Raw genomic sequence first — 26,911 nt, 5'->3', positions numbered from 1 at the left:
TCCATGCAGCGTTATTTTGTTGCGGCGGAGCAATTCGAAGGAACTAGCGGCGTCATGCTGACCGGCGAAGACGCTTTTCATGCCGCCCGCGTCATGCGGATGAAGCCCGGAGATAGATTCATTGTCAGCGACGGCTCGTCGCGCACGGCGATCGCCGTCGTCCGCGAAGCGGATTCGTCGCTCGTTCGCGCGGATATCGAGGAGCTTCTGGAGGCGGACAGCGAGCCGTTATGGTCCGTAACGATTGCCCAAAGCTTGCCGAAAGGCGATAAAATGGAGCTTGTCATTCAAAAAGGGACGGAGATCGGCGCATATGCTTTTATCCCGTTCCAGTCCAAAAGGATGATCGTGCAATACGACGCCAAAAAAGAGGCGAAGCGGCTGGAGCGTTGGAGCAAAATCGCCAAGGAAGCCGCGGAGCAGTCGCACCGGGGCTTCGTGCCTTCCGTAAGGGAAGTGCACGGCTGGCGCGAGCTGGTCGAAGCAATCCCGGCTTACGATCTGGCGTTGTTTTGCTACGAGCGGGAAGGTCATGCGGCGTCGGGCTTCGGGCTCGGGGACGCCGTGCGCGCTTATCGCGCGAAACGTCCGGATGCGGTCGAAGGCCGTCTGAACGTTCTGCTGATCGTAGGGCCGGAAGGGGGCTTTACCGAGGAGGAAGCGGACGAAGCGGAAACGGCCGGCGCGGCGATCGTCGGGCTTGGCAAGCGCATCTTAAGAACGGAAACGGCGGGAATCGTAGGATTGACCTGCCTGTTATATGAATCTGGAGAAATGGGAGGAGCATAACTCATGCCATCAGTCGCATTTTACACCTTGGGCTGCAAAGTAAACTTCTACGATACCGAAGCGATCTGGCAGCTGTTCAAAAACGAGGGCTACGAACAAGTCGATTTCGAATCCGACACGGCCGACGTTTATTTGATCAATACATGCCACGTGACCAGCACCGGGGACAAAAAAAGCCGGCAAATCATCCGCCGGGCCATTCGCCGCAACCCGGATGCCGTAATCGCGGTAACCGGCTGCTACGCGCAGACGCGGCCTGCGGAAATTATGGCCATTCCCGGCGTCGATCTTGTCATCGGCACGCAGGACCGGGACAAAATGATTCCGTTTATCAAGCAAATTCAAGCGGACCGCAAGCCGGTTAACGCGGTTCGGAACATTATGAAAACCCGCGAGTTCGAGGAGCTGGACGTTCCGACGTTCGCCGATCGGACGCGCGCGTTTCTGAAAATCCAAGAGGGCTGCAACAATTTCTGCACGTTCTGCATCATTCCGTGGGCGCGCGGGCTGTCCCGCAGCCGCGATCCGCAAAGCGTGCTGGAGCAAGCGAAGCAGCTGGTGGCCGCAGGCTACAAGGAAATCGTGCTGACCGGCATCCATACGGGCGGTTACGGCGACGACCTGGAAAACTACAAGCTTGTGAATCTGCTGTGGGATTTGGATAAAATCGAAGGGCTGGAGCGCATCCGCATCAGCTCGATCGAAGCGAGCCAAATCGACGAGGCGATGATCGACGTGCTGAACCGTTCCGACAAAATGTGCCGCCATCTTCATATTCCGCTGCAAGCGGGCGAAGATACCGTGCTGAAACGGATGCGCCGGAAATATACGACGGCCGAATTCGCCGCGAAGATTAAACGGATCCGCGAAGCGATGCCGGGCGTCGCGATTACGACGGACGTCATCGTCGGCTTCCCGGGCGAAACCGACGAAATGTTCGAAGAAGGCTACCGTTTCATGAAGGAGCTTGGTTTCGCGGAGATGCATATTTTCCCGTATTCGATCCGTACGGGCACTCCTGCGGCGCGGATGGAGGATCAAGTGGACGAAGAAGTGAAAAACGAACGCGTCCACAAGCTGATCGATTTGTCCGAGGAAATGCAGCTCGAATACGCGAAGAAGTATGTCGGGGAAGTGCTGGACGTCATTCCGGAGCGCGACCAGAAAGCCGCCGCGCAAGGGCTGCTGATGGGACGCGCCGACAACTATTTGCAAATCTTGTTTGAAGGCGACGAGTCGCTGATCGGCGAGATGTGCCGCGTGAAAGTAACCGAAGCGGGCGTCAACGAATGCCGCGGCGAGCTGCTTCGCGTGCTGGACGGCAAGACGGCTTCGCGCCGCGGCGCTTAAGCCTGCCGGCCAGGATAAACCCGAGGATTCCGGCCTCTTCCCTGCGGGGGAGGAGTTGACGGAATCCTCGTTTCTTACATAAAGTTATACGTTATAAAGTGTCTTATATTTCTCGCCGAAACGTTTCGTCCTAAGTCAAGGACGACAAGTCGTTTCTGCTTGTTGTGCATGAACTGCGGATGCAGAGGGGGAGAAAGAGATGAAGGAAATTTCGGCCGGAGGCGTCGTGTACCGGTATACGGATAACGGGGATTTGCAAATTCAATTGATCCAGGACCGGTACGGCAAAGTGTCCCTGCCTAAAGGGAAGATGGAAGAAGGCGAAACGGTAGAGCAAACCGCCTTGCGCGAAATTAAGGAAGAAACGGGAATGGACGGCGTAATCGTAAAACCGATCGATCAGATCAAATATCAGTACCAGCATGAGTCGAAAGGCACCGTCAACAAAGAAGTGCATTATTATTTGGTGGAAGCGGTCGGCGGCACGCTGCAAGCGCAGGTGGAGGAAATCCGCGGCGTCGACTGGTTCGAGCCGCATGAAGCGTGGCGCAGGCAAAAGCAGTCCGGCTACGACAACAACAACCGGATATTACTCGGCGCGCTGAAGCTGCTTGGCATTCAGGTAAGCTAACGATCAAGCCGCTTCAGGGCAGGCAAGTAACAAACCGGCAAGGCAAGCAGCGAACAGGCGACGTTAAACAATGTCTGGACGTGGGCGATTTGCCCGGAGGGCGACGACGACAACTGACCGGCCGCACCGGAGAGCTCGGACACGAACGGCATAAACAGCAGCGCCCCGCCCGCGTTAAGCAGCAGATGGGACAAAGCGACGAATTTGCCGCCTTTCGTTCCGCCGACGGACGCGAGCAGCGCGGTTACGCACGTGCCGACATTGGATCCAAGCACGATAGCGGTGCTGATATCGGGCGGGATGGAGCCAAGCGCCGCAAGCCCCATGACCATGCCGATCACGGCCGCGCTGCTGTGAACCGCCGCGGTCAGCACCGCCCCTGCGAGCAATCCCCAGATGAGCTCGCCGGACGCTTTGGCCAGAAACCAGTCGAACATTCCGCTTTGCTCGACGCTAGGTCCAATCGACTGCATGAAGGTGAGACCGGCGAGCAGCATGCCGAAACCGCCGGACGTGACGGCAGCAGCCCGAACGACGGCAAGCCTTCTGCCGCCGAAGAAGCGGGCAAGGCCAGGCCATACGTTCATCTCGCCGGCCAATGCGGTTACGGCCCATAGACCAAGCGAAGCGATCATCAGGGGACCGGCGAAACGGTTAAGCTGAAGGCCGATAAGCTCGGTCGTCAGGCAAGTGCCGATATTCGTTCCGAGTATAATGCCGAGCGTACGGGGAAAGGTGAGAAGGCGGGCGTTCACGAGCCCGATCGTAATGACCGTTACGGCCGTGCTGCTTTGCAGGAATGCGGAAGCGGCGGTGCCGGTAACGAGTCCGTGAACCGGCGTCGAAGTCGAGCTTTGCAGCGCTTTGGCCAGATGCGGGCCGGCCAGCTGATGAAGCGCGACCTCCATCAGCTTCATGCCGCTCATAAAGACGGCAAATCCAAGCGTCATCGGAATAATGATCGTTTGAAACATGTAAACGGCACCTCCGGTAGCGACTTGATGAACGTGAGTAGTAGCAGTTCTTAACATACATATGCATGGCCCCGGACAAGCATGCCGGATATAGGCCGAGTTTGGCGGATGGTTGCCCGGCGGGCAGCTTGCCCGCCGGCAACTGAAGAAAGGCGGTATACAATCAGTGAGCAAAGCGAAAATATGGCTTTCGCGCGGACGGAAAAAACGTCTCGAGCAAGGACATCCCTGGATTTACGGCAATGAGATCGAGCGGGTGGAAGGGGAACCCAAACCGGGGGAGCTGGCGGACGTCGTCAGCCATAACGGCCGGTATTTGGCGACCGGGTACTGGAACCCGAAATCCCAAATCGCTGTGCGTATCGTCTCCTATCGGCCGCTTGAAGCGATGGACAAAGCGTTTTTCGTCGAGCGTTTCGAGCGGTGCCAAGAGCATCGGAGACGGTTCGTGCAGGATCGGGATTGCCGTCTCGTTTACGGCGAAGGCGATTTTTTGCCGGGGCTCGTTGTGGACCGGTTCGGCGAGGTGCTTGTGCTGCAAATCGTGACGCTTGGCATGGATGCGCACCGGGACCAAATCGTCGAGGCGCTTGTCGAGGTGTTCCGGCCGCAAGGCATTTACGAGCGAAGCGACGTTGGCGTTCGGCGTCTGGAAGGGCTTGAGGAGCGGACGGGCGTATTGTACGGAGAATGCCCGAACGTCGTGGAAATTACGGAAAACGGACTGCAAATGGAAGTCGATATTGTTGAAGGGCAAAAAACCGGCTATTTCTTCGATCAGCGGGAAAACCGCGCCTCCATTGCGCCGCTGATGAAAGGCTGGGGCGTCCGGAGCGGCATCCGGCTGGAGAAGCGCCCGGCGGCCGACGTTCCGCCAGGAGCCGCCGTGCAGACGGCGGAAGGCGGAGACGTTGCCGGCGGCGGTACAGGCGAAGTCGTCGTTCCGGTCAACGCCAACGGCAAAATCGTCACGTTCCCTTATTGGGACGGAGCGACGGTGCTGGAATGCTTCGCCCATACGGGCAGCTTTACGCTGCACGCGTGCCGGTACGGGGCGAAGAAAGTCACTTGCCTCGACGTCTCCGAGCATGCGATCGAAACGGCGAAACGCAATGTGGAGCGGAACGGCTTCAGCGACCGGGTCGAATTTGTCGTCGCCGACGCTTTCGACTATTTGCGGACGCAGGTGAAAGGGCTGGAAGAGCGCGAGGAGCGCGCCCGCGGCGGAGCGGATACGGCGAAGCCGCTTTCCGGCGCCGGACGTACGTGGGACGTCGTCATTCTGGACCCTCCCGCTTTCGCGAAAACAAAAAGCGCCGTCCCTGGCGCATGCCGGGGCTATAAGGATATTAACCTGCACGGGCTGAAGCTCGTAAACGAGGGCGGCTATCTCGTTACGGCGAGCTGCTCGTACCATATGCGCCCCGAGCTGTTCCTGGAGACGATTCAGGATGCGGCCGCGGACGCGGGCAAGGTGCTGCGCCTCATCGAATGGCGGACGGCCGGCAAAGACCATCCGCAGCAGCTTGGCGTAACGGAAGGACATTACTTGAAATTTGCGATATTCGAGGTTCGGAGCAAGTAGCGGGAAGGCCAACCAGTCGGTGCTGGTTGGCCTTCTGCGTCTTTTTATTCGCTTTGCATCGTCGGGCGACTCGCGAATATATCTTTCCGCCGGTATACGCTTAAAATGACTCCTATCGCCGCCATATCGACTACCATGCTAAAGGTGCTATACCCGATTAGCGGCAAGGAAATTCCGGTGATCGGCAGCAGCCCGACGCACATCAGCATATTCCAGCCAAATTGAACGGAAAGGATTGTAATGACGCCAACGACGATCCTTTTCCCGTAGGGGTCCGATAATTTGCTTACAACCCCGGCTGCCCGGATGAGCAGGGCAGCGAACGCAAACGCGATCAACAATCCCATCGCCCAGCCTAGACTATAAATCAGGTAGGTATAGATCATGTCGCTGTAAATATACCCCAGCCTATCGTTCTTAACCCCAAATCCATGCCCCCACAGGCCTGCCGAACGGATCGCTTCAAGCGAGCGAGCAGCCATGAAATTGGCATCGGGATTCGAAGCAGGGTCAACATACGCAAGGAGACGGTTCGTTACATACTCAATCCTTGCTCCGGTACCGTACAGCAACATCAGTCCTGCAGCTGCAGCCATGCCCACAATATAGGCCAGCCAGGTTCGCCATTTGCCGGCGAACAGCAGCAGTGCGGATAACCCTGAGACATAAAGCATGAAAGCCGGTAACGTAGGATTTAAGAGATAAAGCCAGCCCGGAATAAGATATACGAATAACTCTTTTATAAACGTTCGAATTTTGATTAAGAAGCTGCTGCTTTTGGGTTCTCTCGGCCGGATCATTCCGGCGAGGGTAATCATAAACAGATAAGTTGCCGTCATCGGCACGTTGATGGAAACAGCCCCGACGACAAACCATGACCCGGAACCGCTGATCGTAACCCCTTCTAACTTCGCAAGCAACATGACCATCACAACGATGAAATAAAGATAGGAGGAATATGCCTGCAGCTTCCGATAGTCGACAAAATAAATGACGGCTACGGCTACAAGGCCGATAATGCCAAAAACGGCTTTCTTTTCAAAAAAACCGGCATTGCTTACTCTATCGTTGTCCTCCAATGCCGTCTGCATGGCCAGCATGGCGACCAGCCCTATGCCGATAAGCAATGCCAGCAATAGAATAAGGGTCCATTCCGTTCGGGGCTTATGTACTTGATGGAACTGCCGTCCGACCTCCTCAGGGCTGCCCATCCGGGCAATCGCCATTCGGACGGCTTCTTCTTCCGTCATGCCTTCCGAAATAAGCTCTTCGATCCGTTCTTCCAAATGAGCCGTTATTTCCTGCCTGATATCCGGGTGCATCTCTTTTGCTTTTACGGGTTTGCATACTTGGTCCAAAAACTCGTCAATAAGCTGATGATGGATGGCCGCTTTGCGAACGCTCATGCATGCCCCTCCCCCAGAAGCCGGTCGACCGTGGAACGGAAGAGGACCCATTCTTGTTTTTTCTGTTTCAACTGCAGTCTTCCTTTATCGGTAATGCGGTAATATTTCCTTTTGCGGCCGGCTTCCTCCTCCCAATAGGATTCAACCCATTTTTCAATTTCCAGCGTGTGAAGAATAGGGTAAAGTGTACCTTCTTTTAACGAGAATAAGCCTCCGGAGCTTTTTTCGATTTCCTTTGTCATTTCATAACCGTACATCGCTTTGATGTCCAGCAGGTTAAGAATTAAAATAACGGTGCTCCCTTTCATAAGCTCTTTGTTGATGGTCATGTATGCTTTCCTCCAAACTTATAGATAGAATTCCTATGCATTGGATATCTAGGTATAGTGTAATCGGCTTTTCCAAAAAATACAACTGGCAAAACGGGACTCTTATCGATTCTCTTATGTCAATTCAAGTTATCCGTTCTATTTTTGCAGTTGCCGTATCCTTTCAGCCGCTCTATTCGTTATTATTATGACAAATGAGTTCACCACCGAAGGGGGCCTTGTACACAATGAAAGTTCAAGAGGCGGATGCCGCTCGTCTGAGGAAGACGCTGGTCGATTATTGCTACGGACTTACCGGATCGCTTTGGGATGCGGAGGATCTTGCGCAGGAGACGTATATGAAGGTATTGCCTTTCATGGATACGGTCGGCAGCATGGCGAACCCTTCGGCTTATTTGTCGCGGATGGCCAAAAATCGTTGGATTGACCAATTGCGCAGGCAAAAACGGGCGTCGGTGCTGGAAAAAGAAGCGGCGCGGACGGAACGGCCGGAAGCGGCGGAAATCGACAGCGAGCCGGTTCTCGCGGTGCTCCTTCGGCAGTTGACGCCGCTGCAGCGCGCGGTGTTCCTGCTGCGCGAAGCGATGAACCTTTCGGCGAAGGAGACGGCTTCGCTTCTCCAATTGTCGGAGGGAGCCGTCAAAGCGGCTCTTCATCGGGCGCGGGCTGCCGTCCGCGACTGGCGCGAGCGGGAATTCCGGTCCGAATGGGAGACGTTCCGCGCAAGCGAAGAGGAACAGACCGTACTGCAGGCTTATGTAATGGCGCTGCAGGAAGGAAACGCGCAAGCGATCGCGAGCCTGATGTACGCCGATGAGCAAGGCAAGCAGACCGCTGCGGTTCAAATTCGCCATCAGCTGCGGCAGCAGCCGGTCACCTCGCATAATTCTGCCACGGCGCCGAACGCAACGACGCTTGCCGCGTAATCTGTTCCCAAGGTCAATCGCGATACGGACGAAAGGGAGGACGATAGCGATGAATTTAATTCCTTACGTAGTGGAGCAAACGAAAGGCGGAGAGCGCAGCTACGATATTTATTCGAGGCTGCTTCGCGACCGGATCGTCATGGTCGGCTCGGAAATTAACGACGAAATGTCCAATGCGATCGTCGCCCAGCTGCTTTTTCTCGCCGCCGACGATCCGGACCGGGATATCCAAATGTATATTAACAGTCCGGGAGGTTCGGTTACGGCGGGGTTCGGCATTTACGATACGATGCAATACATTAAGCCGGACGTCTCTACGATCTGCCTCGGGATGGCGGCCAGCTTCGGCGCGGTGCTGCTGGCCGGAGGAGCGCCGGGCAAGCGCTTTGCTTTGCCGAACAGCGAAATCATGATTCATCAGCCGCTTGGCGGCGCGAGGGGGCAAGCTTCCGACATCCAAATTCAAGCGGAACGGATTCTAAAGACAAAGGAGCAGATCAACCGGCTGCTTGCCGAGCGTACCGGGCAGCCGATCGACAAAATCGCCAAGGATACCGACCGCGACTCGTACATGACGGCGGAAGAAGCGAAGCATTACGGCTTGATCGACGGAGTCATACAGGGGAATTCGATGATGCCGGGAGGCGCGGCTTGAGAATACTCGTATTGGGCGGAACGAAATTTTTGGGCAGACATATCGTGGAAGCCGCATTGGAGGCTAAGCACGAGGTCACTTTATTTAACCGCGGGTTGACGGAGCCGGTACTTTATCCAACGGTCGAGCGGCTGATCGGCGACCGCGACGGCGGTCTTGAGCCGCTTGAAGGACGAGAATGGGATGCCGTCATCGATACGAGCGGCTATGTGCCGCGGGTCGTTCGGCAATCCGTCCGGCTTCTGGAGCCGGCGTGCGGCATGTACTGCTTTATTTCCAGCATATCGGCCTATGCGGACTTCTCGGCGGAGAATCAGGATGAACATGCTAAGACCGCCAAGCTGGAAGCGTCTCCTTCCGATTCCGAGGACGTTTCACAACATTACGGCGCTTTAAAGGCTTTATGCGAGCAAGAGGTGCAGGAGTCGTATGGGGAAAGGGCGCTCATCATCCGGCCGGGGCTTATCGTCGGACCCTACGATCCGACGGACCGGTTTACGTATTGGCCGCTTCGCATGTCGGCCGGAGGAGAAACGCTTATTCCGGGCGAGCCGGAGCGGCCGGTGCAATGGATCGACGCCCGGGACTTGGCGGCATGGATTATTCGCATGCTGGAGCGGAAATCCGGCGGCATTTACAATGCCGTAACGCCGGCCTACCGCTATACGATGGGAGATTTAACGGAAGCATGCTTAAAGCTCGCCCCCGATGCTTCGCCGGCATGGGTGAAGGAAAGCTTTTTGACCGCGGCTGGCGTCGGCGAATGGATCGAGCTTCCGTTATGGATTAAGGCGGAGAGCAATATGCCGGGTTTCCTGACTGTAAGCAGCGAGCGGGCCGTCGCCAGCGGTCTGACGTTTCGGCCGCTCCCGGATACGCTTAGGGATACGCTGGTTTGGGCCAAAACCCGGCCGGCCGGCTACGAGCCGAAAGCCGGGATGGATCCGGCGCGGGAAGCGGAGCTGCTGAAACAATGGCGGGAGAAGCTGAGCCAAGAGGCTTAACCCGCTCCAAAACCTTTATAGAAAGCCCTGTCGGCGCACTGCTGGCAGGGCTTTCAAGCTATTTATAAATGATGGGAAAAATCACTGCTTTTTAATGGAAAATCTCTGATTTTTAAATGTTAACGATTGTCTGGAAGCGCTATCATCATGAGTGAACATCTTCTTCTTTTTGAAACAAATGTCAATCGAAACGGAGGGGTGCCGAAACGTCATTTAGAACAAAAGCAAGGCTTTTGGATAGATGCATGCATTATGGCTTGTGAAATTGAAAGCGCTTGCCGATTCTTGAAGGCCGACTAATTTTTTATGGGAAAGCGGGGCAATTCATGTCATGGTTGTAACCAAGCTGCGTAATCGTCGCTCAATATTCATTGCGCTTGTTCTTCTTCTTGTCTTTTCGATAACCTTGCCCGGTTTGTCTTTCGGCGCGGCGGCAGCGAGCGCTGCCGAAACGCCGGCCGCTCCGGCGGCGCCGGAAGATTTGGCCGTAACGGCCGTTACATCCGAATCGGTTTCTTTAGGCTGGAGTACAGTGACGGAAGCCGTCTATTATTTCGTCTACCGCAATGACGGCGGCGGCAGCGAGCTGCTGGGACAAACCGAACAATCCGCTTATACGGATACGGATGTAGCGGCGGGCGGCTCCTATGATTATTATGTATCCGCCGTCGGCGGGAACGGTATGGAATCCGAGTTAGCCGGACCTGCAACCGTAGCGGAAATTCCGGCTGCGGCGGCTCCGGATGCCCCCGCCGCGCTGCCGGAAGGCGACATCGTACGCTTCGATTTCGGCCCCGGTGCGCTGGCGGACGGCTACATCCGGGTCGACGCATCGACGTCCTATTCCGGACAATTGAAATACGGCTTTGCGGACACGTCCGCCGTGACCGAACAGGATCGCGGGATTGCGGACCCGATTAAATCGGATTTTGCGGTGCCGCAAAATACGTCCTTTCTGGTCGATCTGCCGAACGGGGATTATACCGTCTCGTTGATCGCCGGCGATCCGGCGGGCGCAACCAACATCGCGATCAAAGCGGAGAACATCCAAAAGGTTCAAAATACGTCCAAAGCGGCCGGCCAATATTTGGAGATGGACTTTGAAATTGCGCTTGTCGACGGCCAATTGAACCTTGACTTTACGGGAACCGCGCCAAACATCAACTCGCTTGTCCTTTCGAAGCAGGAGGAGCGGACGGCCGGCGAGCAGCCTACCGTTTACATCGCGGGAGACTCGACCGTCCAGACGTACGACCCTTATTGGAAGCCGGAAGCGGGCTGGGGTCAAATGATCGCGAAATATTTCACCGATGATGTCGTGTTCGACAACCGTGCGATCGGCGGACGAAGCTCGAAATCGTTTATCAACGAAGGCAGACTGGACGAAATCTTAAGGGCGATTAAGCCGGGCGACTACTTCCTCGTGCAGTTCGGCCACAACGATGCGACGATCAGCATTCCGGAACGGTACGCATCGCCGGCCGATTACAAAAATTACTTGAAGACCTATATTAACGGCGCGCGGCAGCGGGGAGCTACGCCTATACTCGTGACCCCGGTCGGCCGCCGGGACTATAACGCCGATACGGGCAAGTTTAACGTCAGCTTCCCGGAATACGTCCAAGCGATGAAAGAAGTCGCGGCCGAACTGGACGTCAAGCTGGTGGATTTAAGCTCGCTCAGCGTAGCGTACTACGACTCCATCGGCCCCGAAGGTACGTTATCCGTCTTCTTGCACGTCGAGGCCGGAATTTACGCCGCTTTTCCGAACGGCTCGACGGACAATACGCATTTTCAGGAATACGGCGCGATTCAGATCGCGCGTTTGGTTGCCGGAGGTATTCGGGAGCTGGGCCTTCCGCTGTCGGACTTCGTGCAGGAGATCGAACCGCCTTCCGCCGTTCCTCCCAAGCCGGCCGGCGTAACGGCGGGCTCCATCAGCAACGCGGGTGCGGTGCTGAAATGGACGGCCGTCGATACGGCGGACATCTATAGAATTTACCGGAAGCCGGCGTCCGAGCCGGAAACCGCGTACAAAATGATCGGTACTTCAACCGTGCCGACGATTACGCTTGGCGGTTTGTCCGAAGGCGTCACGTATACCGTAAGGGTAACCGCAGTGAACGGCCTAGGTGAATCGGAGCCTTCCGACGAAGTCGCGATTACGACGAAAACGGCGCAGTATCGGTACGATTTCGGCCCTGTCGGGGCGCCGGTTGCCGAAGGCTATACCGAGGTAACCCGCAACACGCTCTATACGCCGGAACTCGGCTACGGCCTTGCGTCCAGCGCAGGGATGGCAGACCGCGACCGTGGAAGCGCGACCGACGATCTGCGGCGCGATTTTGTCATCTATTTCGGCGGCAGCTACGAGTTTAAAGTCGATCTTCCCAACGGCTACTATTCCGTCAAGACGTATACGGGGGACTGGCTCGGCTCAACCAGGACGAACGTGAACATCGAAGGAACGGATTATGGCACCGTCTCCTCCGGCCGGGGGAGTATCGCGGAGAAGCTGTTCAATTCGATCGCCGTGAAGGACGGCCAGATGAACCTGGTGTTCAGCGGGACGACCGCGCATCTGAACGGTCTTGAAATTACGCCGCTTTTGCTTGCGCCTGCCAATTTGAAGCTCGATCAATTAAAGCTGGATACCGATCCGGTATCGGCGGAGCTATCTTGGACAGGGGTAAGCGGAGCGTCCTTGTACCGCGTATATCGGCAAGCGGCCGTGGAGACCGGCCCGGCTCAGCTCGGCGTTACGGCGAATACGAGCTTTACGGACACGACGGCCGATATAGGGCTCGAATATGTGTACACCGTCACGGCGCTCGACGGCGCGGGCTTCGAGTCGGTTGCTTCGAACGGTCTTTCCGTCTCGATGGCGGATCCTAACGTTCCGCTGGCCGCGGCGCCGACCGGGCTTTCGCTTCAATCGGTCCACAAGAACGACGCGACTTTTACGTGGAACGAGGTGCCGGAAGCGCTCCTGTATTATGTGTATCGCGCCGAGAAGCCGAACGGACCGTATGAGCTCATCGGCAAAACGAAGGAAACAATCTATACCGACGCTTCGATCCTGACGACGATTCCTTATTATTACAAAGTGGCCTCGGTCAACGCAGGAGGCATTTCGGAGCAATCGGAAGCGCTCGTCACCGAAGCGGTTACGACGTTATATCGGGAGATGGAGCAGCTTGACCGCGCCCCGGTCGCGGTGAAGACGGATGCCGGCGTTTATATCGGCTGGCGGATGCTCGGACTCGATCCGGATTCCATCAGCTTCAACGTATACCGCGACGGCAAAAAGCTGAATTCGCGGCCGGTCGAAAGCAGCACGAATTACGTGGACGGCGGGGGCACGGAGGCTTCGAAATACAAAATCACCTCCGTGATTAACGGGGTCGAGAAAGACGCGACCGGGGAGTTCGGCGTATGGCAGCGGCAGTATTTGTCCGTTCCGCTTCAGAAGCCTGCCGACGATTATACGAAGGACGGTCAGCCGTATTCGTATAACGCGGGGGATGCGAGCGTCGGCGATTTGGACGGAGACGGCACATACGAAATCGTCCTATTGTGGTCGCCCTCCAACCAGAAAGACAACTCGCAATCGGGTTATACGGGGCTTGTTTATATGGATGCCTACAAGCTGGACGGAACCAGGCTGTGGCGCATCAATCTCGGCCCGAACATTCGTGCGGGAGCGCACTACTCGCCTTTCATCGTATACGACCTCGACGGCGACGGCCGCGCCGAGATCGCGCTGAAGACCGCCGACGGGACGATCGACGGCCAAGGGAAAACGATCGGCAACGCTTCGGCCGATTACCGCAACAGCAGCGGCTACGTGCTGCTTGGCAACGAGTATTTGACGGTGTTCGACGGCGAAACGGGCGGAGCTATATCCACCGTTAGTTACGACCCGCCGCGCGGAGACGTGAGCGCCTGGGGCGATTCTTACGGCAACCGGGTCGACCGTTTTCTCGCAGGCGTCGCTTACCTCGACGGCGAGCATCCGAGCGTCGTTTTCAGCCGGGGCTATTATACAAGGACGGTTATCGCCGCTTATTCGTTTAAAGACGGCGAGCTGACGAAGAAATGGCGTTTCGACACGAACGACGAAGGCAACGGCGGTTATGTCGGTCAGGGCAACCACAACCTGTCGGTCGGCGATGTCGACGGAGACGGCAAGGATGAGGTGCTGTTCGGCGCCTTGGCCATTGACGACGACGGCGAAGCGCTGTACAGCACGAATCTGGGCCACGGTGACGCGATGCATTTCGGCGACCTCGATCCGGCGCATCCCGGTCTTGAGGTGTTCGGCGTGCATGAGCATGCCGGCGCGGAATACGGCATGGAGTTGCACGATGCGGCGACCGGCGATATTTTGTGGGGCGTGTATACCGGGAAAGATACGGGACGCGGCTTGTCGGCCGACGTCGATCCGAACTATCCGGGCGAGGAAATGTGGTCTTCTACGATAACAAGCGAGCAGCACGTTCCGATTACCGGTTTGTATAGCGCCAAAGGCGAGCTGATCAATACGAGCATTCCGTCGTCGACGAATTTCGCGATCTGGTGGGACGCCGATCCGCTGCGCGAGCTGCTTGATCATGGATGGGATTCCTCCGCCGGATCCGGCACGGGCAAAATCGACAAATGGGATTATGCGAACGGTACGACCGTCAATCTGCTGACCGCGGAAGGGACGAGCTCGAACAACCATACGAAAGGCAATCCTTCGCTGCAGGCGGATTTGTTCGGAGATTGGCGCGAGGAGGCGGTATGGCGCTCGGCCGACAGCAGCGAGCTTCGCATCTATACGACCGTAGATCCGACGGATATTCGCATCCGGACGCTTATGCACGATCCGGTGTACCGCCTTGGAGTCGCTTGGCAGAACGTCGGCTATAACCAGCCGCCGCATCCAAGCTTTTATCTCGGCGACGGGATGGAGCAGCCGGCCGGGCCGCATATTCGGTATGCAGGGGTAACGGCGGAGCCGGAAGAGCCGGTTAAAGCGGCGAAAGCGCCGGCCAAGCCCGTATTGTCGAGCGACAACGGCTACGATACCGGCCTCATGGACGGCGATTACAACATTACGATGAACCTGTGGTGGGGAGACAACGGGACGAGCTACAAGCTGTACGAGAACGGCGTCCCGGTCGACACGGTCAAGCTGACCGACGATACCCCATCGGCGCAGACGGCGGCCACCCGCTTGACGGGCAAGCCAAACGGCACTTACGTATACACTTGCGAAATCAGCAACACGCACGGCACGACGGCATGCGACCCGCTGACCGTTCAGGTGAAGGACGCGTTGCCGGCGAAACCGGCATTGTCAAGCGACAATTGGGACGGCGACGGCAGCTATAAGGTGACCGCGAACTTGTGGTGGGGCACGAACGCGGACGTTTACCGTCTGTACGAGAACGGCGTTCTGATCGACACGCAGACTTTAACGGCGGACACGCCTAACGGACAATCCGCGTTTACGGAAATTACCGGCAGAGCCGCAGGATCGTATACGTATAAGGTCGAGCTTGAGAACGGAAGCGGCGTGACGGAAAGCGACAGCTTGACCGTAACGGTCAAATAACGCAATGCCAGCATGGGGGCGGCCGATAAAGCTTAGGCATATGGGCCGGCCCGTCTTTCGAAAAAGAACTTGCGAATCTGCCCAATAAGAAAACGGAATCGTTTCGGCTAGATCGCATTCTAGTACCGGCAACCGAAAATGAACTCTCAAAGGAGCGAGGATTAAATGAACGTTGCTCTCGGACAAAAACGTCCCTGGTACCTGACCCTGTCGCTAGCGCTCGCAATTGCGCTCGTCTTTCCGGCGGTCGGTCCGGCAAGCGTAGCGTCGGCCGCCTCCGCGCGCCAGATGGAAAATTTAAACCGCGGCCTTGTGGCCGTCAAAGTGAGCGGCGGCGTGTTCGTTAGCTGGCGGCTGCTCGGCACGGAGCCGTCTTCCATCGGATTTAACTTATACCGGAACGGAACGAAAGTGAATTCCGGCGTCATTACCGGCAGCACGAACTATTTGGACGCATCGGGCACGGCGTCCTCGGTTTATGAAGTGCGTCCTGTACTTAACGGAACGGAGCAGGCTTCATCCGGAACGGTTACAGTGTGGGCGAACAACTACCTGGACATCCCGATCAGCAGGCCTTCCGGCGGGACGACTCCCGACGGCGTTTCCTACACGTACAGCGCCAACGACGCGAGCGTCGGCGACCTGGACGGCGACGGGGATTACGAAATCGTGCTGAAATGGGATCCTTCCAACTCCAAGGACAATTCGCAGTCCGGCTATACCGGCAACGCTTATTTGGACGCGTATGAGATGGACGGCACCCGGCTGTGGCGGATTGACCTTGGCATTAATATTCGGGCGGGCGCCCATTATTCGCCGTTCCTCGTCTACGATTTCGACGGCGACGGCAAAGCCGAGGTCGTATGCAAGACGGCGGACGGCACGAAGGACGGCACGGGAGCCGTCATCGGCAGCTCCGGCGCGGACTACCGCAATTCAAGCGGCTATATTTTGAGCGGACCGGAATATTTAACGGTCTTTTCCGGATCGACGGGAGCCAATCTGGCGACCATCGATTACGTTCCGCCGCGGGGAACGGTATCGAGCTGGGGCGACAGCTACGGCAACCGGGTCGACCGGTTTCTGGCCGCCGTCGCTTATCTGGACGGCGTTCGCCCAAGCATCGTCATGACACGCGGCTATTATACGAGAACGGTGCTTGTCGCCTTCGACTGGCGGAACGGCTCGCTTACCCGGCGCTGGACGTTCGACAGCAACAGCTCGACGAATGCCGGGACGGCCGGTCAAGGCAACCATAACTTAAGCGTGGCCGACGTCGACAACGACGGCAAGGACGAGATCGTTTACGGCTCGTTAACGGTGGACGACAACGGGGCGAAGCTTTATACGACGGGTCTTGGCCACGGCGATGCGATGCACGTCGGCGACCTTGATCCGAACCGTTCCGGGCTTGAAGTGTTTAAAGTAAACGAAAGCACCTCCGCCGCCTACGGCGCCGAGATGCACGACGCGGCGACCGGCACCGTCTTATGGGGCGTGCATACGGGCGCGGATACCGGAAGGGGCATGTCCGCCGATATCGACCCGAATTACGCGGGCGAAGAAGCGTGGGCCAGCAACGGCGTAGGACTGCGCAGCGCAACCGGGGCGCTTATTTCGAGCAAGACGCCCTCCTCGATCAATTTCGGCATCTGGTGGGACGGGGACCTGCAGCGCGAGCTTCTGGATCATACGTGGTCCAGCAGCACGTCGACGGGCGTCGGCAAAATCGATAAATGGAATTATGCGAGCGGGACGGAGACCCGGCTTTTGACCGCGACAGGAACGTATTCCAACAATTCCACGAAGGGCAATCCGAGCCTGCAGGCCGATCTGATCGGCGACTGGCGCGAGGAAGTGATTTGGCGGACGGCGGACAGCACCGCGCTTCGCATGTATACGACGACGGACATCACGTCGACGAGATTGTACACGCTGATGCACGATCCGGTATACCGGCTGGGCGTGGCTTGGCAAAACGTCGGCTACAACCAGCCGCCTCATACAAGCTATTTTTTGGGTTACGGGATGAGCGCGCCGCCTGCGCCGAACATCTATGTGACTGCAAAATCGTGACAAAAGATCGTTTAAAAACATTGTCGAATAAGGGCCGACCGCCGGCAGAACGTGCTGCAGCGGGAGGCTCTTTTTTTACCGGCATAGAATTTATCCCAAGTCGTTTCTACTTGTGGAGTATGATAGAATAATAGATCAGAATGCATTGAGTGTTCTTATAATCCGATAACTACAAGTTAGTTTACATAGAAAGGATGATCGCGATGGCACTGCGCTTAGTGCTCGGCCGTTCCGGATCGGGCAAGACGGCGTTATGCCTCCGGGAGGTTCGGGAAAGGCTCGCCGCCGATCCGGAAGGACCGCCTCTTATATTGCTTGTGCCGGAGCAAGCGACGTTTCAGACCGAGTATGCGCTGCTGCAGCAAGGCGGGCTCGCCGGATCGGTAAGGGCGCAGGCGCTCAGCTTTCGCAGGCTCGCTTTCCGGGTCATGCAGGAGACGGGGGGCACTTCGCTTATCCCGATTAGCGACAACGGCAAGCAAATGCTGCTGTTCAAAATCGTGCACCGCCTGGAAGGAGAGCTTCGGCTGTTTGGCGGCGGGGCGGAGCAGCCCGGCTTTATCGAACGGCTGTCCGAGCTGCTGACCGAATGGAAGCGGTACGGCATCGACGCCGCGTCCGTCGCGGAAAAGACGGAAGGCGGCACCGCTTTGGCCGACTCGCCGCTGCTCGCCCATAAGCTGCACGATTTGCGGCTCGTTTACGAGAAGCTGGAGCGGGAGCTCGACGGATTATATGTCGATTCCGAGGATTATTTGAGCTGGCTGTCGTCCGGCTTTCGCAGCGCGCCGTCGATGGCCGGCGCCGAGCTGTGGGTAGACGGCTTCCACGGCTTTACGCCGAAGGAATACGAGGCTCTTGCCGCGCTCATCGCTTCCGGGGCGAACATTACCGTAACGCTGACGCTGGACCGTCCGTACGCGGCGGGAGAGGCGCCCCACGAGCTGGATCTGTTCCATCCGACGGCGGAAACGTACGGCAAGCTGCTCGATATCGCTTCGTCGACCGGGATGGAGGTGCTGGAGCCCGTCGTGCTGGACGAAAGCCCGCCCGCACGATTCAAGGACAACGCGATGCTCGCCCATCTGGAGCGCCATTACGGCGGCCGGGTGCCGATGATTATTCCGGACGCGAAGCAGTTCGAGCTCGCCGATTCGCGCTGCGGCCTGTCGCTACACGCCGCTCCGAGCCGACGTGCGGAAGTCGAAGCCGCCGCCCGCGATATGCTGCGCCGTGCGCGGGAGGAAGGGCTGCGCTGGCGGGACATGGCCATCATGGTGCGCAACGCCGGCGATTACGACGAATACATCGAATCGGTTCTGACCGACTTCGGCATTCCGCATTTCCTTGATCAGAAGAATAGGGCGGTCCATCATCCGCTGGTCGAGTTTATCCGTTCGGCTTTCGAGACGGTGCTGCACGGCTGGCATTACGAGGCCGTATTCCGCTGCATCAAGACGGAGCTGCTGTTTCCGCTCGACGGTTCGTTGACGCGCGAAGCGTTCGACCTGCTGGAAAACTACGTCTTAGCCGCGGGCATCGACGGCTGGAAGTGGCTGGACAAGTCGAAGTGGAGGCCTCTCGTCAAGGAGAGTCTGGAAGAAGGGGAAGGCATCGCAGAGCCTGGCGAGCGGTCGCTGCGCGAGCTGGACGCGGTGCTTGCGACGCGCGAATATATTGTCCCGCCGCTGCGCCGATTCGGACAAGCGCTCCGCAAGGCGGAGAACGTACGGGAAATGTGCGAGGCGCTTTACCGCCTTCTCGACCATGCGGATGCGGCGGACCGGCTGGAGCGGTGGAGCCGCCTGCATAGCGCCGAAGGAGACGCAAGGAGGGCGCGGGCGCATCGCCAGCTGTGGGACGGCGTCATGCAGCTGCTCGATCAATTGGTCGAAATGGTCGGCGGCGAGACGGTCACTCCCGAGCTTTTTGCCGGCATGCTGGAAACGGGCCTGGAAAGCTTGAAGCTTGCGGCGGTCCCGCCGTCCGTGGACCAAGTGCTGGTCGGCAGCATGGACCGGACGCGGGCCGGACGGATTAAGGTCAGCTACGTGCTTGGCGCCAACGACGGCGTTATGCCGATGCGCGTCAAGGAGGACGGCATCCTGACCGAAGAGGAGCGGGAGCGGCTTGGCGAGGAAGGGCTCGCCATGGCTCCGGGCGTCCGCCGAAAATTGCTGGACGAACGGTTTATGATCTATAACACGCTGACGAAGCCGGAGCGGCATTTATGGATCAGCTGGACGCAAGCCGACGAAGAAGGGAAGGCGCTGCTCCCGTCCGAGGTCGTCCGGCAGACGAAGCGGCTGTTTCCCGGCATTCCGGTTTATGCGGCGGCCGCGGAGCCGGCGCCGGACATGCCCGAAGCGGAGCAGCGGCAATATATCGTCCATCCCGGGCAGACGCTCGGCTATTTGATCGCCGAGCTGCGCGCCGCGCAGCAAGGTAAGGCGATCGCGCCGCTCTGGTGGGACGTGTACAACTGGTTTGCCGTTCGTCCCGATTGGCAAAGCCGGCTGCAGCTGTTAACCGCATCGCTCCGCTATACGAACGAAGCGGAGCCGCTGACGCCGGATACGGCGCGGCTGTTGTACGGGGACACGCTGCGGGCGAGCGTGTCGCGGATGGAACGGTTCGTGGCGTGCCCGTTCCAGCATTTCGCCATCCACGGCTTGAAGCTGCGGGAGAGGCAGCTTTACCGGCTGGAGGCGCCGGACGTCGGGCAGCTGTTCCATGCGGCGCTTAGCAAGCTGGCGCAAGGGCTCGGCCCGCGCTTAGGCTCCATGTCACAGTCCGAGATCCGAAGCGCGGCCGCCAAGACGGTCGACGAGCTGGCGCCTCGGCTCCAGTCGCAAATACTGCTCAGCAGCGGCAGGTTCAAATACATCGCCCGCAAGCTGAAGGAAATTGTTAGCCAAACCGCGGTCATCCTGGGCGAGCACGCAAGGCGCGCGAAATTCGAGCCGATCGGGCTGGAGGTCGCGTTCGGCCCGGACGGCGAGCTTCCGTCGCTTGTCGTGCCGATGCCGAACGGAGACACGATGGAAATTATCGGCCGGATCGACCGTGTGGACGGAGCCGAAACGGAGGAAGGCCTCCTGCTTCGCGTGCTGGACTACAAGTCCAGCCCGACCCAGCTGAGGCTCGAGGAGGTGGCCTTCGGCCTTTCCCTCCAGATGCTGACTTATTTGGACGTGCTCCTGACGCATGCGGAAAGCTGGCTCGGCAAGCCCGCCTTGCCGGCGGGGGTGCTCTATTTCCACGTGCATAATCCGCTGCTGTCGCTCTCGAACGGCGTCAGCCCGGCGGAAGCGGGCGGTCTTATTCTGAAAAAATTCAAGACCCGCGGATTGATCCGGGCGGACGGGGAAACGGCGCGGCTGATGGACGGGGAGCTGGACAGCGGCCATTCCGAGCTGATTCCGGTCGCGCTGAAGCGGGACGGAACGTTCTACAGCAGCTCGTCGGTCGCAACGGACGAGCAATGGGACGTGCTGCGAAGCTCCGTGCGGCGGACGATCGGCCGGATCGGCGCGGACATTTCGCAAGGCAAGGTGGAGATAAGCCCGTACCGGCTCGGCGGCAAATCGCCTTGCGAATATTGCGATTACAAGGCGGTATGCCAATTCGACCCGCTGTTCGACGGGAACGAATTCAAAAAGCTGCGCAAGCCGCCAAAGGAACGGCTGTGGGAAAGCTTCAGGGAAGGAGGAGATGCGGATGACCAGCCTGCAGACGAATAAGCCGGCAGGCAGCAACTGGACGGACGACCAGTGGAGGGCCATTACGGCCGAAGGCTCCGACGTGCTGGTCGCGGCGGCCGCCGGCTCGGGGAAGACGGCGGTGCTCGTCGAGCGGATTATCCGCAAAATCTGCGCCCGGACGGACGTGGACCGGCTGCTCGTCGCCACGTTTACGAAAGCGGCGGCGGCCGAGATGAAGGAGCGCATCGGGCTGGCGCTTGAGAAGGAGCTCGAGCGCCAGCCCGACTCGGAGCATTTGCGCCGCCAGCTGGCGCTTCTGAACCGGGCGTCCATTACGACGCTTCACTCGTTTTGCCTCGATGTTATCCGGCGTTACTATTCGCTGATCGGACTTGATCCCGGCTTTAGGATCGCCAACGAAACCGAAAGCGAGCTGCTGCGGATCGACGTGCTGGACGAGCTGTTCGAGGAAAGGTACGAAGGCGCGGGCGACGACGGCGCATTTCTCCGGCTGGCCGACCGTTTCGGCGGGGAGAAAGGGGACGAGCCGCTGTACCGGCTCGTTCAGCAGCTTTACGATTTCGCGCAAAGCCATCCATGGCCGGAGTATTGGCTGAAGGAGACGGCGGCCGGCTTCGAGGTGCAGAATATCGCGGAGCTCGGGAAAAGCGAATGGGTGCGGAGCATCCGGGAGGACGCGCTGCTGTCGCTCGACGGGGCTATTTCATTGCTTGAACAGGCGCTGCGGCTGACAAGAGAGCCGGCCGGCCCCGCTCCTTATGCGGAGACGTTCGCGGAGGATATCCGGCTTGTCCGGGAGCTTCGCGACGCGGTGACCGGCTCGGACTGGGAGCACTGGTTTGCCCCGTTCCAGGCCGCCCAGTTCGGCAAGCTGAAGGCGATGCGCGGCGACGATTACGACAAAGCGCTGCAGGAGCGGGCCAAGGAGCTTCGCGAAGGGGCGAAAAAGCTGGTCGGAACGCTGGCGGCCGAGCTGTTCGGCCGGACGCCGGAGGAGTTCGTCGCCGAGCTGCAGGAGCTTGCGCCGCTGATGAAAGCGCTGGCTGCGCTCGTTTCCGATTTTTCGGCGCGGTACGAGGCGGCCAAGCGGGAGAAAGGACTGCTCGACTTCGGCGATCTTGAGCATTATTGCCTGCGGATATTGCGCGCTCCGGAGTCGACGCCCGAGCGGACCGTGCCGTCTGCGGCGGCGCTTGAATACCGGCGACAATTCGACGAAATATTGCTGGACGAATACCAGGATACGAACATGGTTCAGGAAGCGATCGTCAGCCTGATCGCGAGGCCGGCGCCGGGCAACCGGTTTATGGTGGGCGACGTGAAACAAAGCATTTACCGTTTCCGTCTGGCGGAGCCGAAGCTGTTCCTCAACAAGTACAAACGTTACAAGACCGATGCCGAGCTGCGGGCCCTCGGCGTTAACGCCCCGTTTCCCGGCGGGTCTGCGAGTCCGCCGCCCGAAGCAGGGGCCGAAGCGGCATTAACGGAGGTTCAAGCCGTCAAAAGCGGAGCGCTTTCGGACAGGGCGGAGGGCGATAGGCCTCTATCGCAGGAAAGCGCAGGCGCTTCCGGCCTCCGCATCGATCTCGCCCGCAACTTCCGGAGCCGGGCGGAAGTCGTCGACGCCGTTAACGGCGTTTTCCGCCCGATCATGCGGGAATCCGTTGCGGAGATGGACTACGACGAGCGGGCCGAGCTTGTATGCGGCGCCAGTTATCCGGCGCCGGACAACGCCGAGGCGTTTGCGGTCGAGATGGCCGTCATCGGCAAAACGGACGGCGGGGCTTCCGGCGGAGACGAGACGCCGGATAACGCCGGCGGCGAAGACGGGCAGGAAGACGCGCCGGAAGGCGGCAACGAAGCGCCAAGCGCGGAAGAGCTTCAAACCGTCCAGCTGGAGGCGCGCTGGATAGCCGAGCGTCTCCGCGCGATGATGGACGGCGGCTTCCGCGTTTACGACAACAGGCGCGGAGCAAGCCGCCCGATGCAGTGGCGCGACGCGGTCATTTTGCTCCGGGCGACGCGGGCTTGGGCCCCCGTCATTATCGAAGAGCTGCAAGCCTGCGGCATTCCCGCTTACGCGGAGCTTGGCAGCGGTTATTTCGACGCCACGGAAGTGGAGACGGTGTTGTCGCTGCTGCGGGTCATCGACAATCCGTACCAGGACATTCCGCTTGCGGGCGTGCTGCGCTCGCCGCTGTTCGGACTGAACACGGAGGAGCTTGCGCTGATCCGCATCCGGTCGAAGCATGCCGGCTATTACGACGCCGTGCTGCATGCGGCGGGCGACTTGCTGCAGCCGGAAGAGCTTCGGAACAAGCTGTCCGCGTTCCTCGACCGTCTGGACCGGTGGAGGGAAGAAGCGCGGCAGGGCTCGCTTACCGAGCTGCTCCGTCAAATATACCGCGACACCGGCTATTACGAATTTGCCGGCGGCTTGCCAGGCGGCGCGCAGCGCCAGGCCAACCTTCGCGCTTTGCTCGACCGGGCGAAAGCGTACGAGGCTACGTCTTTCCGCGGCTTGTTCCGCTTCTTGCGTTTCATCGAGCGGATGCGCGACACCGGAGGCGATCTGGGCACCGCTAGGGCGCTCGGGGAGCAGGAGGACGTCGTGCGGATCATGTCCATCCATAAGAGCAAAGGGCTGGAGTTCCCGGTCGTATTCATTGCCGGATTAGGCAAGCAATTTAACCAGCAGGATGCGCGCAGCGCGTTTCTGAAGCATAAGGAGCTGGGATTCGGTCCGCGTTACGTGGACCCCGAACGGCGCATCGGCTATCCGTCGCTTCCTTATCTCGCGATCCGCAGACGGATGCGCATGGAGACGCTCGCCGAGGAAATGCGGATTTTGTACGTAGCCCTCACCCGGCCGAAGGAAAAGATGATTTTGGTCGGAACGGTAAACGACGCCGCCAAAAAACTGCAGGAATGGCAAGCCGCGGCGAATGGCGGCAGCCTGCCCGACTTCCGGCTGGCGTCCGCGACCTCCTTCCTCGATTGGCTTGGACCGCTGGCGGCAGGGTCGCTGGTTCCCGGCGAAGGGCCGGAACATTCGGAGACAGGCGGGCCTGACGGCCCAGCTGCGGCTTGGCTGCGGCTGCGCGGCGGCATCGTCCCGTCGGGGCTGCTCGTATCCGAAGCGGCCGCCGGAGAAGAGAGCGATTCGGCTGCGGACGAAGCTCTGGCGGAAAGGCTGCAGGGCGTCGTATCGCTGGCGGTGCTGGACAGCGTGGAACCGGACGAAGAGATCAGAAGCCGGCTGGAGTGGGCTTATCCGCATCGGCACGCCCCTTATTTGGCCGCCAAATCTTCGGTTACGGAGATGAAGCGGCTCCATGCGGCGGCCGTGACCGAGGGCGAAGCGTCCGCTTTGATGCTGCCGGAGGAGCTTGCGGAGCGGGAGCGGCCGGAACAAGCGGAAGAACGGGAACGAACCGCGCCGTCGCCGTCTATGGGCGGCAGCTACACATTCCGGCTGCGGCGTCCGAGATTTATGGAGGAGAACGCCTTGACCGCGGCGGAGAAAGGGACGGTCAGCCACCTGATCATGCAGCATATTCCGCTATCCGGCGAAATCGGCGAGGAACGGCTGCGGCAGACGGCGGAGGAAATGATCGAACGGAAGCTCCTTACGCGGAAGCAAGCGGAGTCGGTCGATCTGTCCGCAATTGCGGGCTTCTTCGAAAGCGATCTCGGCCGGCGGCTGCTCGGGGCGAGACGGGTTCGGCGCGAAGTGCCGTTCAGCTGTATGTTTCCGGCATCGCGCGTTTACCCGTGGACCGGCTCCGGCGAGGAGGCTGGCGAGCCGATCTTGATTCAAGGCGTCGTCGACTGCTTGTTCGAGGATGAAGCCGGCCTGGTGCTGCTCGATTACAAAACGGACCGCATCTATATGAAGCAATGGGAGCAAGCGGCGGAGCGGCACCGGTTTCAGCTGGAGCTGTATGCCGAAGCGTTGGAAAAAGTGTTGGGGAAGCCGGTGGACGAATGCCATGTCTTTTTCTTCGACGGGGGCCGCTCGGTTCGGCTTCGGTAACGGAGCCGCGGCATTTGCGACAAGCAGGACGCTCAAGCGGGTTTGTAAAACGATAAGGAGGCACGGTGTGTGGAGCACGAACGCAAGGAGAAAGGCAAAAAGCCGATAGCGCTGCCCGTTACGCTGGCGCTGCTCGTTCTGAGCTTGATCGGCAACGTGTTTTTATACTCCAAGTTTTTGCAGCACGGGCAAGACCGCAAATACGACAAAGGCCAGGAGGTCGGCCACGCGGCCGCGGATACGGCTTCGTTTTATACCGCCGCGTTGAAAGGCATCGCCGCCTTGAAAGAGAGCCGGTCGCAGGAAGACCGGGCGGCGGCCAAGTTCGAGCTTGGCCGGGCATACGGGGCTTATGCGGACGGCGCAAGCCGGTTTGTCCAATTGGGCCGCAGCCTGAAGCAGCCAGAGGCGAATGCGGACGATATTTATCGAATCATGGCGGAAGACGAGCAGCGGCTAAGCAGCTTGGGCAATCATGAAGGACCGTTGACGGAGGACGAGCTCGCGGTGCTCGATTCGTTCCAAAACCGTTATACCGCCGAGCTCGATATTATCCGGAAATTCAACTTCGATGCAGCGGGCATTCGGAGCTCTTCCATCCGGCTTGGCGCGGGCTTCGACTGGCCGGAAATCGCCGAAGAGCTGGAGGGCGCCATATTGCAAGCCGGAAGCGCGCAATGACGGCCGGAGGGCAGTAGCCGAACGCCTACTTATGAATACGATGAAAGAAAGCGTATCGAAGGAGGCAACCGTCATGAGTCATTTTGAGCCGAATCCGGCTCTGACGCCGAATTTCCCTTTGCCCCATGTATCGTATGGGGCGAAATCGAAAGGACAGCTGTCGAAAGGAGCGAAGCCGGACGGGCACAAGACGAATAAGTCCTATCCGTCCTATACGGGACAAGCGAAAGATTGCAAGGATTGGTGCGAGAAGCATAAATACCGCTACGTTCTGGTCCGTTTGCACAGCGGGCTGTGCATCGACGGCTTCATCGAGCATATCGACGACCAGGTCGTCAGTCTGGCGGTTCCTTACGGGCCATCCGGCGACGGCCGGGCGTTCGTGCCGTTTTACCCCGGCTTTTATCCTGCCTTCTTCCCCTATCCTTTTTACCCGAGGCGGCGGTTTTACCGCCAGATTATCCCGCTTGCGGGCTTGCTCGCATTGTCCCTGCTGCCTTTCTTTTGATACGTTGCGAGGCGCGGCGCCGACCGAACGGTCCGGCGCCGCGCGGCGTTTCGGCGTGCGCCCCCTTCGCTTCATACCCGCCGTCCCCGATCTCCGTGGCCGATTGGACGAGCCGCGGCAAATTCGGTATCATTAAAGCATCGAACCAAAAAATAGGGAGGCATAGCCCATTATGTCAAATTGCATATTTTGCCAAATTATTGAAGGGACAATTCCTTCGCAAAAGGTATACGAAACGGACACCGTCCTCGCTTTTCGCGATATTCAGCCGGCCGCTCCCGTACATATTCTCATCATCCCGAAAAAGCATATTCCGACCATGAACGACGTCGGCCCGGAAGACGATCAAACGATGGCCGACCTGTTCGCCGCCGCCCGCCAGATCGCCAAGGAGGAAGGCGTCGCGGAGTCCGGCTACCGGCTCATTAACAACGTCAACAAGGATAGCGGGCAAGTGGTGTTCCACCTTCATTTCCACTTGCTGGGAGGCAAACCGCTCGGTCCTTTGCTGGCGGAGAAGTAAAGCGGACAAGCGAAGTTGACTTTGTTATTCCATTTAACATATAATGTAGTTTGATAAACCGTGTTTATGCTTTAATGCTCTGGACGGTCTGTTTCGGAGGGAGGGAAAACT

At 58.7% G+C, this 26,911-nt stretch carries 17 protein-coding genes; 14 read left to right on the top strand and 3 right to left on the bottom strand.

Translation table 11 applies throughout. The features are described from left to right. Positions 1 to 3 precede the first annotated feature (3 nt). The 3 genes from ACFSW5_RS15540 to ACFSW5_RS15530 all read left to right on the top strand — a co-directional run bounded on the left by ACFSW5_RS15540 (position 4) and on the right by ACFSW5_RS15530 (position 2,770). Positions 4 to 789, top strand: a complete 786-nt coding sequence (locus ACFSW5_RS15540) for an RsmE family RNA methyltransferase (protein ID WP_379274813.1) — start codon at positions 4 to 6, stop codon at positions 787 to 789. A gap of 3 nt (positions 790 to 792) precedes the next feature. Further along, positions 793 to 2,139 (top strand): tRNA (N(6)-L-threonylcarbamoyladenosine(37)-C(2))-methylthiotransferase MtaB, encoded by a 1,347-nt coding sequence (gene mtaB, locus ACFSW5_RS15535; RefSeq protein ID WP_379274811.1) that lies wholly within the window; start codon positions 793 to 795, stop codon positions 2,137 to 2,139. Positions 2,140 to 2,338: 199 nt separating this feature from the next. Further along, a complete protein-coding gene (locus ACFSW5_RS15530) occupies positions 2,339 to 2,770 on the top strand; it encodes an NUDIX hydrolase (protein ID WP_379274808.1) in 432 nt (143 codons plus the stop codon). On the opposite strand, the gene ACFSW5_RS15525 is transcribed toward ACFSW5_RS15530, so the two are convergent. Next, on the bottom strand, positions 2,767 to 3,744 hold the full coding sequence (locus ACFSW5_RS15525; protein ID WP_379274805.1) for a Na/Pi cotransporter family protein: 978 nt from the start codon (positions 3,742 to 3,744) through the stop codon (positions 2,767 to 2,769). The two genes, ACFSW5_RS15530 and ACFSW5_RS15525, sit on opposite strands and share 4 nt — an antisense overlap. A 166-nt stretch (positions 3,745 to 3,910) precedes the next feature. Here ACFSW5_RS15525 and ACFSW5_RS15520 point away from each other — a divergent pair, with 166 nt between their 5' ends. Further along, positions 3,911 to 5,329, top strand: coding sequence for a class I SAM-dependent rRNA methyltransferase (locus tag ACFSW5_RS15520; protein WP_379274803.1), 1,419 nt, complete (start codon positions 3,911 to 3,913; stop codon positions 5,327 to 5,329). Between the two features lie 44 nt (positions 5,330 to 5,373). Here ACFSW5_RS15520 and ACFSW5_RS15515 read toward each other — a convergent pair whose 3' ends face one another. Both ACFSW5_RS15515 and ACFSW5_RS15510 read right to left on the bottom strand, forming a co-directional pair. Continuing rightward, the gene (locus tag ACFSW5_RS15515; RefSeq protein ID WP_379274800.1) at positions 5,374 to 6,735 is read right to left on the bottom strand and encodes an FtsW/RodA/SpoVE family cell cycle protein; all 1,362 of its coding nucleotides are present in this window, start codon (positions 6,733 to 6,735) and stop codon (positions 5,374 to 5,376) included. Continuing rightward, positions 6,732 to 7,064 carry a PadR family transcriptional regulator gene (locus ACFSW5_RS15510; RefSeq protein WP_379274798.1) on the bottom strand — a complete coding sequence of 111 codons (333 nt, stop codon included), beginning with the start codon at positions 7,062 to 7,064 and terminating at the stop codon, positions 6,732 to 6,734. Before ACFSW5_RS15510 ends, ACFSW5_RS15515 begins: the two co-directional genes overlap by 4 nt. 227 nt (positions 7,065 to 7,291) lie before the next feature. Between ACFSW5_RS15510 and ACFSW5_RS15505 the strand changes: the two genes are divergently transcribed. The 10 genes from ACFSW5_RS15505 to ACFSW5_RS15460 all read left to right on the top strand — a co-directional run bounded on the left by ACFSW5_RS15505 (position 7,292) and on the right by ACFSW5_RS15460 (position 26,800). Beyond that, complete coding sequence (locus ACFSW5_RS15505; protein ID WP_379274796.1) at positions 7,292 to 7,990, top strand: RNA polymerase sigma factor; 699 nt, start codon at positions 7,292 to 7,294, stop codon at positions 7,988 to 7,990. A gap of 49 nt (positions 7,991 to 8,039) precedes the next feature. Then, the gene (gene clpP, locus ACFSW5_RS15500; RefSeq protein ID WP_379274793.1) at positions 8,040 to 8,645 is read left to right on the top strand and encodes an ATP-dependent Clp endopeptidase proteolytic subunit ClpP; all 606 of its coding nucleotides are present in this window, start codon (positions 8,040 to 8,042) and stop codon (positions 8,643 to 8,645) included. After that, the gene (locus tag ACFSW5_RS15495; protein ID WP_379274791.1) at positions 8,642 to 9,649 is read left to right on the top strand and encodes an NAD-dependent epimerase/dehydratase family protein; all 1,008 of its coding nucleotides are present in this window, start codon (positions 8,642 to 8,644) and stop codon (positions 9,647 to 9,649) included. Before clpP ends, ACFSW5_RS15495 begins: the two co-directional genes overlap by 4 nt. A gap of 331 nt (positions 9,650 to 9,980) precedes the next feature. After that, the gene (locus ACFSW5_RS15490; RefSeq protein ID WP_379274789.1) at positions 9,981 to 15,251 is read left to right on the top strand and encodes a rhamnogalacturonan lyase family protein; all 5,271 of its coding nucleotides are present in this window, start codon (positions 9,981 to 9,983) and stop codon (positions 15,249 to 15,251) included. 165 nt (positions 15,252 to 15,416) lie between these two features. Then, positions 15,417 to 17,327, top strand: coding sequence for a rhamnogalacturonan lyase (locus tag ACFSW5_RS15485; RefSeq protein ID WP_379274787.1), 1,911 nt, complete (start codon positions 15,417 to 15,419; stop codon positions 17,325 to 17,327). Between the two features lie 203 nt (positions 17,328 to 17,530). After that, entirely contained in the window at positions 17,531 to 21,070 is a 3,540-nt protein-coding gene (gene addB / locus ACFSW5_RS15480; protein ID WP_379274785.1) for a helicase-exonuclease AddAB subunit AddB, read from the top strand. Continuing rightward, positions 21,048 to 25,088, top strand: a complete 4,041-nt coding sequence (addA, locus tag ACFSW5_RS15475; protein ID WP_379274783.1) for a helicase-exonuclease AddAB subunit AddA — start codon at positions 21,048 to 21,050, stop codon at positions 25,086 to 25,088. Before addB ends, addA begins: the two co-directional genes overlap by 23 nt. 69 nt (positions 25,089 to 25,157) lie before the next feature. Beyond that, a complete protein-coding gene (locus ACFSW5_RS15470) occupies positions 25,158 to 25,769 on the top strand; it encodes a hypothetical protein (RefSeq protein WP_379274781.1) in 612 nt (203 codons plus the stop codon). A 73-nt stretch (positions 25,770 to 25,842) separates the two neighbouring features. Further along, positions 25,843 to 26,277, top strand: coding sequence for a hypothetical protein (locus ACFSW5_RS15465; protein WP_379274779.1), 435 nt, complete (start codon positions 25,843 to 25,845; stop codon positions 26,275 to 26,277). Positions 26,278 to 26,449: 172 nt separating this feature from the next. Beyond that, complete coding sequence (locus ACFSW5_RS15460; protein WP_379274777.1) at positions 26,450 to 26,800, top strand: histidine triad nucleotide-binding protein; 351 nt, start codon at positions 26,450 to 26,452, stop codon at positions 26,798 to 26,800. Positions 26,801 to 26,911: the final 111 nt, after the last annotated feature.

This window comes from Paenibacillus thailandensis, assembly GCF_042685365.1.
Taxonomy (GTDB): Bacteria; Bacillota; Bacilli; order Paenibacillales; family Paenibacillaceae; genus Paenibacillus_AP; species Paenibacillus_AP thailandensis.
Note: the sequence above shows the minus strand (reverse complement) of the source record. Positions and strands in the feature narration are given on the sequence as shown.

What these genes read in the sequence shown, in the direction of transcription:
- ACFSW5_RS15540 (WP_379274813.1), top strand. Translation starts at nt 4, where the DNA reads ATGCAGCGTTATTTTGTTGCGGCGGAGCAATTCGAAGGAACTAGCGGC.
- mtaB (WP_379274811.1), top strand. Translation starts at nt 793, where the DNA reads ATGCCATCAGTCGCATTTTACACCTTGGGCTGCAAAGTAAACTTCTAC.
- ACFSW5_RS15530 (WP_379274808.1), top strand. Translation starts at nt 2,339, where the DNA reads ATGAAGGAAATTTCGGCCGGAGGCGTCGTGTACCGGTATACGGATAAC.
- ACFSW5_RS15525 (WP_379274805.1), bottom strand. Translation starts at nt 3,744, where the DNA reads ATGTTTCAAACGATCATTATTCCGATGACGCTTGGATTTGCCGTCTTT.
- ACFSW5_RS15515 (WP_379274800.1), bottom strand. Translation starts at nt 6,735, where the DNA reads ATGAGCGTTCGCAAAGCGGCCATCCATCATCAGCTTATTGACGAGTTT.
- ACFSW5_RS15510 (WP_379274798.1), bottom strand. Translation starts at nt 7,064, where the DNA reads ATGACCATCAACAAAGAGCTTATGAAAGGGAGCACCGTTATTTTAATT.
- ACFSW5_RS15505 (WP_379274796.1), top strand. Translation starts at nt 7,292, where the DNA reads ATGAAAGTTCAAGAGGCGGATGCCGCTCGTCTGAGGAAGACGCTGGTC.
- clpP (WP_379274793.1), top strand. Translation starts at nt 8,040, where the DNA reads ATGAATTTAATTCCTTACGTAGTGGAGCAAACGAAAGGCGGAGAGCGC.
- ACFSW5_RS15490 (WP_379274789.1), top strand. Translation starts at nt 9,981, where the DNA reads ATGGTTGTAACCAAGCTGCGTAATCGTCGCTCAATATTCATTGCGCTT.
- ACFSW5_RS15485 (WP_379274787.1), top strand. Translation starts at nt 15,417, where the DNA reads ATGAACGTTGCTCTCGGACAAAAACGTCCCTGGTACCTGACCCTGTCG.
- addB (WP_379274785.1), top strand. Translation starts at nt 17,531, where the DNA reads ATGGCACTGCGCTTAGTGCTCGGCCGTTCCGGATCGGGCAAGACGGCG.
- addA (WP_379274783.1), top strand. Translation starts at nt 21,048, where the DNA reads ATGACCAGCCTGCAGACGAATAAGCCGGCAGGCAGCAACTGGACGGAC.
- ACFSW5_RS15465 (WP_379274779.1), top strand. Translation starts at nt 25,843, where the DNA reads ATGAGTCATTTTGAGCCGAATCCGGCTCTGACGCCGAATTTCCCTTTG.
- ACFSW5_RS15460 (WP_379274777.1), top strand. Translation starts at nt 26,450, where the DNA reads ATGTCAAATTGCATATTTTGCCAAATTATTGAAGGGACAATTCCTTCG.